This window comes from Niabella soli DSM 19437 (assembly GCF_000243115.2).
Taxonomy (GTDB): domain Bacteria; phylum Bacteroidota; class Bacteroidia; order Chitinophagales; family Chitinophagaceae; genus Niabella; species Niabella soli.
Window position 1 is genome coordinate 1461027 of the sequence record NZ_CP007035.1, and the last position, 13369, is coordinate 1474395.

Here is a 13369-nt window from a genome sequence, read left to right on the forward strand (position 1 = left end):
GAACGGCGCTGTTTTATTTGTTTTACCCACCATAAAGCGCATGCCCGTTTTACACCACATAACCAGTAAAATGACAAACGCATAATGCCCCAATCAGATCGTAAAAAAACACCGCCATCCCGGTTAAAGATTATAGCCAAGACTAATGTAGTACAAACCTCCTACCATTGGATTGCCGAACGCGCTGGAATAATATTTATTTAATAAGTTGGAGGCCCCCAATTTAATGCTTGTATTAATGTGCGTAAATTTATACGATACCTGCCCATCCAATGTGCCATAAGCAGGTATGGGTCCGGAGCCAAAAGTGCCTTCCCAGTTTACTTTATCCTGCCAGCGGTAAACCAGGTTAAACCCTAAGTTTTTTGTTATCGCTTCATTAGCGATACTTACATTGAAGCGGTATTTGGGTGTATTAAAAAAGGAAATAAAGCCGGTGGGCACATTATTTAACCGGTCGCTGGAAAGGTTTCCACCTAAAACATACCCCCTGTTAAACCGGTATTCTACTCCTATACCCCAACCATAGGAGGTAACACCAACATCTGTATTGGTTACAAATGAATAGTTGGTGGTGGTAAACGGACTTGCCAGATCCACTGCTGCATTTGCCGGATTGCCACTGCTGCCCCTGGCAACAGCCACCCTGGCAATAAAATCTTTAAACTGGCTCCTGTAACCATAAACATCTATCAGCAGTTCTTTGGTCACCAGCCCGCGGTAACCCAACTCAAAGGAATTCATCCGTTCCGGCTTTACTGAGGTAAACTGCGCCTGTTTTAACAAAGTTGGATTGGGCGTACCCGAAACTATAGAGCCACGGTAGGCAGCAACACTCTCTGAAGTATAAACGGGGTTGGTATTAAATCCAAAATAATTAATAAAACTGGGATCCCCGCCTATGAGACGGCTGCCCGGGGTATTCAGGTTGATCCATTGATCCTGCGTGGAAGGAAACCGGTAGGCTGTTTGAAACGAGAAACGGATATTATTATCCTGCGCCACCCGAACAACGGCACTGGCTCTTGGTGTAAAGTGTTCCTTGTATCCATCCCGCTTGTCGAACCGAACCGAACCCGTCAGTTTTAGTATATCATCAAACAATCGTTTTTGCAATTGCACATAACTACCGTATTCATTTATTTTTATCCGGCCTGTGGTATCGGCAAAAATAGTTCCGCCGGAGTTCAGCGAATACACCCGGTAAGATGCGCCCAATATGGTTTCCACAAATTTTATCTGATCCGAAAGATTTAATTGCCCTTCATAATGATACAAACTTGACCGGTCAGCAAATTTTGCGCCGCCATCTTTAATGGAGGTGTTTTTTGCCCTGGCCAATGCACTGTCGTAAGCCGGTGTTCCGGGCAGGTACCTGCCGGCATCTGCAGCCGCCCTTGCCGCCGCATGCGCTGCATCATCAGTAGCGCCCTGCAGTTTTGCCCCGGCATAGGTCCCGGAATATAATCCAAACCAATCTGCATCAGAACGCCACTGCCGGTTAATGTACAAAGCCGCAGTCGTTGCGGTATAGGAATCTCCCGAGTTTTCCTGCGTTGTATAGCCTCTCAGGAACCAATTCTTTCCCTTTAATTCTGCCTTAAATTGACCAATCCTGAAATTCAGGAGCGAATAACGGTCTGCTCCCGTATAAACACTTGTTCCCTTACCCCAGTATCCTACCAGCGATGCCTCAATATTATCGGTGATCTTATAATACAAACCGCCCGATGTTTTAAGACTATAGGCATCATAATTCACCAGGTCCTTTTCATTATACCCGGTGCGGCTAACCAATTGCCCGCCATACACACCATTACGCAAACCAAAGTAAAAGGGCACCAGGTTGGTAGCGCTGGGGCGCAACGGTGCAGGAAGCCCTGCAATCAAAGCTCCTATTTGCGCTTGTGTAGCGTTCGGAGGAAGGGTGTTAAACAGGTTCACAATATCAAGAGCGCCACCTGTAGCCTGCAATATACCGGCTCTTGTCTGTGCCTGGTAAGCCTGGGCGATGCTGGCCATACTGGCGCTGGCTTCATCACCGAAAACATTTACACCATCATAATTAGGATCATTCTGCCGGGTGCCGCCGGGTTTTAGGGAACTGATCACGTTATTACGGTTAAGATCACGGGTATCATTTGCAACCCAGTCGTTGGCTTTCATATAAGATACGGCCAGTTTATACGCAAATCGCTCGCCCACCTTTTGCCCCCATCGCATAGACCAGTCATAAAACGGCTTGGCTTTACTTTCGGGGTCAGACAAATGCATCACGCCCTGTTTAATATTCACGCTCAATCCCTGGTATTTAAACGGATTTTTACTGGTCATCAGCAAGGTGCCGTTCATTCCTCCCGAACCATACAGTGCGGAAGAAGCGCCAGACAATAATTCTACATTATCCACGTCCATTTCCGTCATTCCCACCACATTTCCCACTGAAAAATTCAGGGCCGGGGCCTGGTTATCCATACCGTCCACCAACTGATTGAACCGCAGGTTCCCGCTGCCATTAAATCCCCGGGTGCTCAGGGTTCTGAAGGTAAGACTGGATGTGGTAAGATCGACCCCTTTAATATTTGACAGCGCTTCGTAAAAATTAGGGGCCGCCATATTTTTAATAGCGGTACTGTTGACCCGGTCAATCGTAACCGGCGACTCCAGTATCCGCTCTGCCATCCTACTTGCGGAAACCACTACTTCCTGTCCCAATACACTTTTTGGCACCAGGCTTACCTGCACGGTAGCGGCTGTTGCTGTTATTTCCTGTGTTTCAAACCCTACAGATGAAATAACCAGTTTGGCCGGCAGGGCGCCTACTTTTAATTCAAAACTCCCATTGGGTTTGGAATAAGTGCCGGTGGTAGTGCCGGCAATCGTAACCGAGGCGGCATTAATGCCTTCGCCCGTTTCGCTGTTTTTTATCGTTCCGGTTAGGTTTGACTGCGCCTGCGCAGCCGCTGAAAAAATAAAGAAGAGATTCAACAGGGCAAATAATTGTTTCAGAGGTCTCATAAATTTCAAGGGTTTTGTAATTCGAATGTTAAAATAACATTTGTTAGCATAAATCAGAAATTTATTTTTCTTTCTTAATCCTGATCAAAATTTTTTATAGCGTATTGATTCAAGCTGATTATTTTCGCAGCATGTCTGATTTTCAATTCCCCGGCCAAACCGCTTTTTATAAGGGTAAAGTAAGAGATGTTTATACGATCAATAATGACCGGCTAGTCATGATCGCCTCCGATCGTATTTCCGCCTTTGACGTTATTTTACCGTGGCCCATTCCGTTTAAAGGACAGGTGTTAAACCAGATCGCCGCCTATATGCTGACCGCTACGACCGATATTTGCCCAAACTGGCTGCAATCCGTTCCGGCGCCCAATGCATCTATCGGCATCAAATGTGAGCCTTTTAAAATTGAAATGGTGGTGCGCGGACATTTGACCGGACATGCCTGGCGCACCTATCAATCGGGTAAACGAACCCTGTGTGGGGTGCCGCTGCCGGAAGGGATGAAAGAAAATGAGGCCTTCGCTTCCCCCATCATCACCCCAAGCACCAAGGCTTCCGAAGGGCATGATGAAGACATCAGCAAGGAAGAAATTATTGTGCAAGGTTTGGCCAGCGCCGATGAATGGGAGCAACTGGAGCAACGGGCCCTGGCCTTGTTTAAACGCGGCCAGGAGCTGGCGGCAAAGCAGGGATTGATATTGGTAGACACCAAATACGAGTTTGGAAAAAAGGACGGAGCCATTATACTGATGGATGAGATCCATACGCCGGACAGCTCGCGCTATTTTTATGCCGATGGTTTTGAAGAACGGTTACAAGCAAACGAGAAACAAAAACAACTGAGCAAGGAGTTTGTGCGGGAATGGCTGATCGCGAATGATTTTATGGGAAAAGAAGGACAGCAGGTTCCTGAAATGAGCGATGAATGGATCAGCACGATCTCGAACCGGTACATTGAGCTTTATGAAAAAGTGATCGGAACTGCTTTTCAGCCCGAAGCATTAACGAACGAGGAATTGTACAAGAGGATTGTTGAGGGGCTGGATGCCTGATATTTTCGATAGACGATAAACGTCAGACGAGAAACCAGTAACCTGTAACCAGCAACCAAAAAAAGAGCCGCTCTTGCGAAACGGCTCTGTATAGGAAACGGAGTAAAACATTATTTTATGGTTCGACTTGAACTGGTGGAATCTGCGGTTTGAAGCTGCTGTTGTTTGGCGTAGCCATTCTTGGCATAATAAGATTCTAACGCATTATCGGCATCAGTTTCCGTGTTGTAAAAACCATGCACCCGAACGGTTGTCCAAAACTGACCGGTTTGGTTGTATACACTGTTGTCCTGGGTATCGTAAAAAGTACCCCGTAAATTATCGTATCTAATCGGCCATTTGTTGGAACTATTATCCATGGTTTCGATAAAGGCATAGGAATCGAACAACTGAACAACTGCGTAATAATTGTACCCTGCGGGGGCATAAACCACTTTGCCGTTTTCAATATCCGGATTATTATTGTCGATATAATCATGCTTGGAACAACTGGCAAAAATGAAAGTCGCCAGAACGGCTAAAAGCGAAAAGGTTAGAATCCGTTTCATAGTAGTTGATTTTAATTTTTATTTAATATACCCTTCAGTCCTGTTGTACTATAGAAGATACAGATATAAAGAAAATTGCATGCCAATTGTTAAAAAACAGATAAATGCGGAAACGCAGGTTGCAGGTTACAAGTTTCAGGCTCCAGATACCTGCAACCTGAAACTTGTAACAACATCTGTATCTTCGTTGCACAAACCACTATATGAAGAAAATTATTTTACTCATTGTTATAGGTATCATCGCGTGCACCGGCAGCAGTTTTGCCCAATATCTTGTTGTGGGCACGTATACCAATAATAACAGCACCAGTGAAGGTATTTATATTTACGATTTTGATAAAACCAACGGCAGTCTTAGCAAAGTAAGCGTGGCTGCTACCGTTAATCCCTCCTACCAGGTAGTGGCGCCTGATCAAAAGAATATATATTCTGTCAATGAAACCGATTCAGGAAAAATAAGCGCCTTTGGATTCAATAAAAAAACAGGTGCGCTGTCTTTACATAATACGGTTTCCAGCATGGGGGATAATCCCTGTTACCTGGAGCTGGACAAAAGCGGCAAGTGGTTGTTCTGCTCAAATTATTCCAGCGGCAGTTTTTGCATCTATCCTGTACTGCCCAATGGATCATTAGGTGCATTGTCTCAATTTGTAAAACATGAAGGCAGCGGGCCGGATACCAGCCGGCAGCAAAGTCCGCATGTGCACAGCACCACCATCTCACCCGACAATAAATTTTTATTTGTATGCGACCTGGGAACCGATAAAATTGTTACCTATCCCTTCAACGCAAAAACAGGGAAGGTAGATGAAGCGCACGCATTTTATACTACTACCGCACCCGGCGCAGGTCCGCGGCATATGATCATTTCGAAAAACGGAAAATTTGTTTATAATATTACAGAAATGGGCGGAACGGTAAGCGCCTATCGTCTTTCCAACGGCAAACTGCAATTGCTTCAAACAGCGGATGCATTGAAAGCAGAGAAAGGCAAGGCCGCAGGGGCGGATATTCATCTCAGCCCCGACGGGAATTTCTTATATGTTTCGCAGCGCAGTAACAGCACCATTGAAATCTTCAAAGTGAACCGTAATGACGGGGAGATCACTTTTGTTGGCAGTCAGTCAACCAATGGAAATTTCCCCCGCAATTTCACTATTGATCCATCCGGATCCTACCTCCTGGCGGCCAATCAGAAAAGCGATAATGTTACCATCTTTAAAATAAACAAGGCAACGGGCTTGCTGACGCCTACGGGGGCAGACGTTAAGGTTGGGATCCCGGTGTCTTTAAAATGGATTGCCAGATAAAGACTTTATTACATGATCTTTTCCCGCAGACCTACGCGGATCTCTTTTCGCAGATTTACGCTGCTATTTCTTTTTTGCACCTTTTGCGGACCATTTCTTCCATTGACTTACACAGATCTTTTTCGCTAATGCCCGCAGATTAATTTTCTCTAATTTAAACCGATGCCCCTCCCGCTGCACTTCCTTCGCGTGCTCCGGGGGCGATCCCAAAAAGTTTTTCTTTTCTGTTATATTATCGTAATATTGCAATGAAACGATAAATAATGGGAGTAACAAAATCAGAAATATTTACGGCTAAGCAGAACCACTTAGCATCAGAATTTAAGGCGCTGGCCCATCCTGCCCGTATTGCCATACTGCAATATATCATTAAGCAGGATACCTGTATTTGCAATGATCTGGTGGAAGAACTTGGACTGGCACAAGCTACCATATCCCAGCATTTGAAAGAGCTGAAACAGTTAGACATCATTAAGGGCAATATAGAAGGCACCAGCGTTTGCTATTGCATTGATGAAAAAGTATGGCTGAAATTTAAAACGGAACTGAACGAATTTTTCACAGAAAAAGTAACAGCAAATAAGTGCTGCTGATTTTTTTACATTCATCCATCGCAATATTGCGTTATAACAATAAATAAATTATTTAAAATGAAATTATCTGCATTTAAAGCACTGCTCCCGGCATTGGAACAGGTTATATTTCGTTTGGAGGATGGCCCTTTTGTTCCCGGGCATTTTCATGTAACGGAAGTAGGTATTGTAACCAAACACTTTATTGATTGCGGCGGTACGATCCGCAACGAGAAAACGGCGAGCTTCCAGCTTTGGCATGCCAATGATCTTACGCACCGGTTGCCGGCGGCAAAATTATTACACATCATCCAATTATCGGAAGAAAAGTTGGGCATCGGGAATCTGGACATTGAAGTGGAATATCAAAATGATACTATTGGTAAATATGACCTGGAGTTTGATGGCAGCACTTTTATTTTAATAACAAAGAAAACGGCTTGCCTGGCCGAGGACAAATGTGGCGCTCCTTCGCAAAAAACCAAAACCAGGTTATCAGAATTACCAACGGCTCAAACGGCCTGTTGTACCCCGGGCAGTAATTGCTGCTAGGATGAAACAGTTATTTTTGAAATATAAAAGATCAATGCGGGGAACCCGGAAATGCGGGAAGATATAATTTTTTTAATTGCCTTTGACTTACGCCGCGTATAGTTTATGAGACAATCTCTTTCAATTTATTTTTGGCTTTGATGCAAAATGCTGCATCATCAATATTATTTGGTTATTGGTATAAAAATGAAAACAAAAAAAATATTAGTGTTGTGCACCGGAAACAGTTGCCGGAGCCAGATTGCAGAAGCTTACCTGCGGCATTTTGCAGGCGATAAGGCTGAAGTATACAGCGCGGGTGTGGAAACACATGGGCTCAACCCGAAGGCCATTGAAACGATGCGGGAAGATGGCATTGATATTTCGCACCACTCCTCCAATAATGTGGCCGAATACCGGGATATTGGTTTCGATTTTGTGATCACCGTTTGCGATAATGCCAAAGAGCGTTGTCCAGTTTTACCGGGAGCTGCAAAGCAATTTCATTATAATTTTCCTGACCCCGCCAAAGCAACCGGAACTGCCGATGCAATTAAAGAACAGTTCCGGCACACCCGGGCGCTTATAAAGGAATATTGCCGTGAGTTTGTGAAGAATAATCTTTAGAGCCGGCTCGCTGCTGATAGTAGTCCTTCTCTTTTCCCTGCTTTTTCTGTCTCTACCAGGTTATAAACACTTTTAGCCGCCGTTTACCAACATAGGATGGCAAGGCCTTTTGAGAATACTACTAAAAATGTTACATGGCCGCCTGTGCTGCATTGCCTGTTATTATCTAACTTGCTGTTATGAAAAATATTCTTTTGTTTGGCGCGGGTAAGTCTGCCACGGTATTGATCCATTACCTGTTGGAACATGCCGATACAGAACAATGGACGTTGACCCTGGCGGATATAAATTTTGAACTGGCACAACGCAAGCTCAACCACCACCCGGCAGGAACCGCCGTTGGTATCGATCTTTCCAAAGAGACCGAACGCCAGGCACTGATCCAAAAAGCCGATATTGTAATTTCCATGCTGCCTCCCGCATTGCATATCCTGGTTGCCAAAGATTGTCTTCACTTAAAAAAGGACCTGCTGACGGCCTCCTATATTGATGACGAATTGCTGCAATTAAAAGAACAAATAGAAAAAAACAACCTGTTATTTCTTTGTGAAATGGGCCTGGATCCGGGCATTGATCATATGAGCGCTATGCGTATTTTTGATCGCATCAGAAGCAATGGCGGCACCATTACGAGCTTCCGGTCGCACTGTGGGGGATTGATCGCTCCCGAAAGCGATAACAATCCCTGGCATTATAAAATAAGCTGGAACCCGCGCAATATAACATTGGCCGGACAAGCGGGTGCTATTTATAAAGAAGACAATACCGTCAGAACAATCTCCTATCCCGATATATTCAGAAACTGCCCAGCCATTGAAGCCCCCGTGCCCGGACAATGGGCCTGTTATCCCAATCGGGATTCGTTGCACTATATCCCGGTTTATAAATTAGAATCGGCTGAAACCGTTATCCGCGCTACGTTACGTCACAATGACTTTTGTACCGGCTGGCAATTTATCGTTTTAGCAGAGCTGACAAATCCTTTGGACATTGAAATGATTGATAGCCTGAAAGATAAATCTATCGGGGAATGGTTTGTCGCCTGTCTGAATTTTTATACAAAGTCAGCAACCTTCCCGGCCTTTTTAAACCGGTATGTGGCGGCTCAAGAGCGCCAATTGATTACGCAGCTTTTCGAATATCTTGGTTTGTTCAGTGATGAAAAAATCCCGCTGGAGGCGAAAAGCTCCGCCGACATTTTGCAATATCTCCTGGAAACAAGGCTGGCCCTGGCTTCTACCGACAAAGACATGATCCTTATGATCCATGAAATTGAATTTATGAACCGCGATCAGCAGCCGGGGCGCCTATCCAGTTCATTGGTCGTAAAAGGCGAAAACGCGCTCCAAACTGCCATGGCAAAAACAGTGGGCCTCCCACTGGCTATTGCAACGAAGCTGATCCTGAGCGGCACTATTACAACCAAAGGATTGCAAATACCCATTCTCAAAGAGATCTATGAACCGGTGCTTGCGGAGCTGGGAAAAAAGGGTATCCGGTTTGTGGAGCAGTGAGATTCTCGTTCCGCCGCCACTGTTGGTGGGCAGCGCACCCGGCACAACCAGTAAGTATAACCAACTTGTTGGTGTACTGCCATCGCCGAAGGCAGTACGCAACACCAGCAAGGGCAGGAACTATGTGCAGCTCCCCGGTTTTTATTTGATATCAGGTGCCGTCTTTTTAACCCCGTCTTGTATGGCTCGTTCAAGTATAGCCATATTTATATCTGTTAAACTTTTGAATCGGATACAATAACCCGTTACACTGGCCTTACCAATTGTTTTTCCGTAGGTCCCGGGTAAATACTTTTTGTCTTCAATACCCATAATATAAACTGAAATCCCGTTGGTGTTTGCGCTGATGCCCAACTGGTAAAACGCTTTGGTTTTTCCGTCAGCATATTTTAACACCTGGGATCCATATCCAACATTAGGATTTGAAACAACCCTCCCTTGCCCGTCTTTACCGTCCAGAAACCATAATTTACATTTTGGCATTAGCTGAAGGATGCGTTTATGCAATGTTTCAAGGTCGGCCCGTTTTGGATGAGGCTGACCGTTGATATACTGTTTGATCTGTTCCTGTAGGGTCATTTTAATCGTTTTCGATCTTTTCCGTCGCCGTTGGTGTTGAGCAGCATATGCAGCGGGGCAGCACACCACGGTGCAACCGAAAGGTATAACGCCCTTGTTGGTGTCACTCCCTCGTCGAAGGCAGCACGCAACACCAACAAGGGCATAATTTTATTTTTTTGATAAGGTTGCCAACAGTTCTTCCAGGTTGCTCAATGACATTTTCATTCCCTGGGTGAAGCCGTCCAATATCCTTTCCAGCCTTTCGAGCGATTCATTATAAATGCTGATGCTGACTTTTGTTGTCCCGTTTTCTTCGCTGAAATTGTGATCCCATTCGGAACCCGGCAATTCAGGGTTTTCATTTTCGTCAGCAAAAGCATTATACATTTTAAAATTAGTTTTAGGCGTAATGGAAGTATATTCCTGAATGCCCCAACGCGCCTGCCCTTCGGGACTTACCATTGCATAAAATCTTTTGCCGCCCACTTTAAAATCCATGTACTTCGTGCGGGACGTGAAGGGTTTAGGCGCCACCCATTGGTCTAGCAATTCCTTCTTTGTAAAAGCATCCCATACCAGCGAAAGTTCCGCATCAAATTCCCTGTTTATCAATACTGTCTTTGTTGACTTATCAACAGTAAAATCAAATTGTAGATTGTTGCTCATTTTTTTTGTTTTTTTATTGTTGCTAATATATTATCCAATTGATTAAACCGGGTTTCCCAGATCTTCCGGTATTGCTCCAACCAGTTATCTATTTCTTTCATTTTGTCGATTTCAAGAGTGTAATAAATTTCCCTTCCCTGGCAGGTTTGTTTTACCAGCTCGCATTCCGTCAGGATGCGCAAATGTTTTGATACAGCCTGCCGGGTCGTGTTAAAGTTCTCTGCAATAGCGTTGGGCGTCATCGCCTGCAAGGCAATTAAAGCGATAATAGCCCGGCGTGTTGGGTCCGCTATAGCTTGAAATATATCTCGTCTCATTTGTTTAAACAGGTTCATTTAAGAAACCTTTCGGTTGCAAATATACGCGCAACCTTTCGGTTTCTCAAATTTTTTTTAAAATTTTTTATTTCCCGTAGGCGTTTGAGCCGCATATGCAGCGAGGCAACACATCGCGGCACAATCAGGAAGTATAATGAATTTGTTGGTGTTATGCTATCGCCGCATGCAGGACGCAACACCAACAAGGGCTGAGAGTAAAATGAGGAATAGTTTGTTAATGATTAAAACCTATAGAACCTTTACTTTCTCTTCCCAAAAGTTGGTCCTTAAGATTTTCGAATTCGTCATCCGTTAAAACATCACGATCTCGTAAAAATTCAAGCTTGCTAAGCTGCCCGTCCATCGGAAGAGCTTTATCTATTTTTCCATATTTGTTTAATAGAAATTGGTTAGACGCTTCAATTACTTCGATTGAAAAATCCAATACTTCTGGCTTATTTCTGGAATTAAATGGAAATTCAATAGAACTTCCGTCATAAGTTAAAATAGTAATACTCTTTTTTCGGGTAGCAAGCGCTAATACTAAGAAAAACATTCCTCCAATAAAAGCAACGGTCGACGCCTCAGTGCCCGACCCCAATAAAAAGAGCCCTCCTATAACAACCATAGAAAAGGATATTACTAAGAAATTATCATTCGTTTTTGTTTGTATCCTTTTCTTATTACTTATATTCTCAAATGGCACCTCGTATTCAAGAGAATCCAAGAGCGAAGCACTCTCAATTTTCAGGCCTGTCCGTAGAATATCCACTTTTTGTCTTTTAAAATACCGTCTGGTTGATAACATTATGAATGAATACGTTTAAGTGATAGCCTACGTTAGTCTTTACCTATCAATTATTTTCGGCGGCTGAATATACAAAGAAATCAAAAATCAGCAATAAGCAATCGCCTTAACTCCGCTACCCCTGTCGTTGCCGGCATTTCAATGGTAACCAGGCCGGGAATATTTCTTATTTGAGGAATTGTTTTATCAATAATATACTTCGGAACAGATGCGGGCACTTCCTCAATTAATCCGGCCGCGGGGTAAACGACTAATGAAGTACCGATCACCACAAAAATATCTGCATCTGCCGCCAGGCGTGCAGCGGGACCGATCATTGGCACCGGTTCGCCAAACCAAACAATATCCGGGCGCAACTGCCCGCCATCCGGGGCCTTATCGCCTAAATGAATAGCGTTTTTTATTTCATAAGAAGGCTTTACGGAGCGATCGCTGCGCATTTTAAAAATTTCACCATGCAAATGCAGCACATTGGCAGAACCGGCCCGCTCGTGCAGGTCATCGATATTTTGAGTAACGATCTGCACTTCAAAATACTTTTCCAGTTCCGCCAACCCCAGGTGCGCTGCGTTGGGCTGTGCATCCGCTACGTTTTTACGGCGCATATTATAAAAATCAAGCACCAAAGCCGGGTCATGCCGCCAGCCTTCCGGAGAAGCAACCTCGGTAACGTCATAGCCTTCCCAAAGCCCGTCGCTGTCGCGAAAGGTTCGCAACCCGCTTTCAGCGCTGATGCCAGCGCCGGTTAAGACCACTAACTTTTTCAATTTCATCCGCTAATTTATAAAACAATTTACCCATTTTTCAATTTCCGGTGCTCTTGCATTCTTCTAATCAAGATCCCCAACCCTATTCCACCCAACCACAATGGCCATATGGAAAGCAGGCCAATAAATATATCTGCGCACCAGGAAGCCCCGTTCGCTAATGCATTGATCATTTTTATGCCAAAGCCAGGCTTATCATTATAACTGTAGCCGTTCTTGGGGGCAATAACAGCAAGATTGATCGTACTGTATCGGGTTTGATTAGCAAGATAACCCAGCCGGCTTTCAGCAGATTCTATCTCTTCCTGCAGATCGTTCACCTCGCGTTGGATCTTTAAGGCATCTTCAGTCGTCTTTGCCTGCTTTAAGAATTCGAGGTATTTATCCCGTGTTTGCTTTTTGGTCAACAGCCGGGCTTTTGTATCAACGATCTGTCCGCTTACTTCTTCTGAAGTGATACTTCGCTCCAGTTGCTTTGCATCCGTTCCCGGCAATTCATTCAGCAGGTCCTCAAAGTAAACCACCGGTACTTTTATTAACAATAACGCTTCCTGCTCTTCATCGGTTTCGGTATTTTCTTCTTTTGCAATATAGGCGCCGTACTTTTTTGTAAGGTTCCCGATCTTCTGACTATAGGCAACCAGGTTATTGGTTTCAATTTTCACTTCGGCATCCTTGATGATCTTCTTATCGGCATCCGCCGGAACTGTTGCCATACCCGGGCTGACCGGGGACGCTCCTTGTGTAGTTGAATCACTGACCGCAACCGCTGCTGTTTTTTGTTCGTCTACGGCGAGCTTATCTTCGTGTTCATTTCCATTATTACAGGCAAATAATACCAGGGGTAATGCAAGCATTACCAAAAATCGGCGCATCATAAATATAGTTTTAAAAGTTTTTGTAATGAGTTACCAATGGCTGAAAGCACTAGCAGTACAGGTTTCCGGATATCCTGCTCCCCAATCCTTCCAATAAAACAATTGTTCTTTTAAGGCTTAATACATCATTGCAAAAAAGGTAACCGGGCTGGTTTTGTTAATAAAAAAACAAAAGCCCCTGTTAAAAAACGAGGGGCCAT

Annotated in this window: 15 protein-coding genes; 6 read left to right on the forward strand and 9 right to left on the reverse strand. The window is 44.3% G+C overall.

The genetic code is table 11. The annotated features are described in order from the left end of the window. Window positions 1-123: 123 nt before the first annotated feature. Window positions 124-3018, reverse strand: coding sequence for a TonB-dependent receptor (locus NIASO_RS06260; protein ID WP_008585135.1), 2895 nt, complete (start codon window positions 3016-3018; stop codon window positions 124-126). A gap of 131 nt (window positions 3019-3149) precedes the next feature. Between NIASO_RS06260 and NIASO_RS06265 the strand changes: the two genes are divergently transcribed. Beyond that, the gene (locus NIASO_RS06265) at window positions 3150-4070 is read left to right on the forward strand and encodes a phosphoribosylaminoimidazolesuccinocarboxamide synthase (protein WP_025298752.1); all 921 of its coding nucleotides are present in this window, start codon (window positions 3150-3152) and stop codon (window positions 4068-4070) included. Between the two features lie 110 nt (window positions 4071-4180). On the opposite strand, the gene NIASO_RS06270 is transcribed toward NIASO_RS06265, so the two are convergent. Further along, window positions 4181-4618, reverse strand: coding sequence for a hypothetical protein (locus tag NIASO_RS06270; protein WP_008585132.1), 438 nt, complete (start codon window positions 4616-4618; stop codon window positions 4181-4183). A 203-nt stretch (window positions 4619-4821) separates the two neighbouring features. On the opposite strand from NIASO_RS06270, the gene NIASO_RS06275 reads away from it, so the two are divergent. Further along, entirely contained in the window at window positions 4822-5928 is a 1107-nt protein-coding gene (locus NIASO_RS06275; RefSeq protein ID WP_008585130.1) for a lactonase family protein, read from the forward strand. A 63-nt stretch (window positions 5929-5991) separates the two neighbouring features. Here the strand turns inward: NIASO_RS06275 and NIASO_RS20320 are convergent, their stop codons facing one another. After that, window positions 5992-6204: a hypothetical protein gene (locus NIASO_RS20320; RefSeq protein WP_044046289.1), complete on the reverse strand. Its 213-nt coding sequence runs from the start codon at window positions 6202-6204 to the stop codon at window positions 5992-5994. On the opposite strand from NIASO_RS20320, the gene NIASO_RS06285 reads away from it, so the two are divergent. From NIASO_RS06285 to NIASO_RS06300, 4 genes are all read left to right on the forward strand, one after another. Next, the gene (locus NIASO_RS06285; RefSeq protein ID WP_008585128.1) at window positions 6192-6521 is read left to right on the forward strand and encodes an ArsR/SmtB family transcription factor; all 330 of its coding nucleotides are present in this window, start codon (window positions 6192-6194) and stop codon (window positions 6519-6521) included. The genes NIASO_RS20320 and NIASO_RS06285 overlap by 13 nt on opposite strands. Window positions 6522-6578: 57 nt before the next feature. Further along, window positions 6579-7052 carry a DUF6428 family protein gene (locus NIASO_RS06290; RefSeq protein WP_008585125.1) on the forward strand — a complete coding sequence of 158 codons (474 nt, stop codon included), beginning with the start codon at window positions 6579-6581 and terminating at the stop codon, window positions 7050-7052. A 186-nt stretch (window positions 7053-7238) separates the two neighbouring features. Continuing rightward, on the forward strand, window positions 7239-7658 hold the full coding sequence (locus tag NIASO_RS06295; protein WP_025298754.1) for an arsenate reductase ArsC: 420 nt from the start codon (window positions 7239-7241) through the stop codon (window positions 7656-7658). A gap of 179 nt (window positions 7659-7837) precedes the next feature. Beyond that, window positions 7838-9172, forward strand: coding sequence for a saccharopine dehydrogenase C-terminal domain-containing protein (locus tag NIASO_RS06300; protein WP_008585121.1), 1335 nt, complete (start codon window positions 7838-7840; stop codon window positions 9170-9172). Window positions 9173-9313: 141 nt separating this feature from the next. On the opposite strand, the gene NIASO_RS06305 is transcribed toward NIASO_RS06300, so the two are convergent. From NIASO_RS06305 to NIASO_RS06335, 6 genes are all read right to left on the reverse strand, one after another. Further along, on the reverse strand, window positions 9314-9751 hold the full coding sequence (locus NIASO_RS06305; protein WP_008585119.1) for a DUF1801 domain-containing protein: 438 nt from the start codon (window positions 9749-9751) through the stop codon (window positions 9314-9316). Window positions 9752-9901: 150 nt separating this feature from the next. Continuing rightward, on the reverse strand, window positions 9902-10399 hold the full coding sequence (locus NIASO_RS06310; protein WP_008585115.1) for an SRPBCC family protein: 498 nt from the start codon (window positions 10397-10399) through the stop codon (window positions 9902-9904). Further along, window positions 10396-10716 (reverse strand): ArsR/SmtB family transcription factor, encoded by a 321-nt coding sequence (locus NIASO_RS06315; RefSeq protein ID WP_008585113.1) that lies wholly within the window; start codon window positions 10714-10716, stop codon window positions 10396-10398. Before NIASO_RS06315 ends, NIASO_RS06310 begins: the two co-directional genes overlap by 4 nt. 235 nt (window positions 10717-10951) lie before the next feature. Further along, window positions 10952-11524: an SHOCT domain-containing protein gene (locus NIASO_RS06325; protein ID WP_008585112.1), complete on the reverse strand. Its 573-nt coding sequence runs from the start codon at window positions 11522-11524 to the stop codon at window positions 10952-10954. 80 nt (window positions 11525-11604) lie between these two features. Continuing rightward, entirely contained in the window at window positions 11605-12297 is a 693-nt protein-coding gene (locus NIASO_RS06330; protein ID WP_008585110.1) for an SIR2 family NAD-dependent protein deacylase, read from the reverse strand. A gap of 20 nt (window positions 12298-12317) precedes the next feature. Then, the gene (locus tag NIASO_RS06335) at window positions 12318-13169 is read right to left on the reverse strand and encodes a DUF4349 domain-containing protein (RefSeq protein ID WP_025298755.1); all 852 of its coding nucleotides are present in this window, start codon (window positions 13167-13169) and stop codon (window positions 12318-12320) included. Window positions 13170-13369 lie beyond the last annotated feature (200 nt).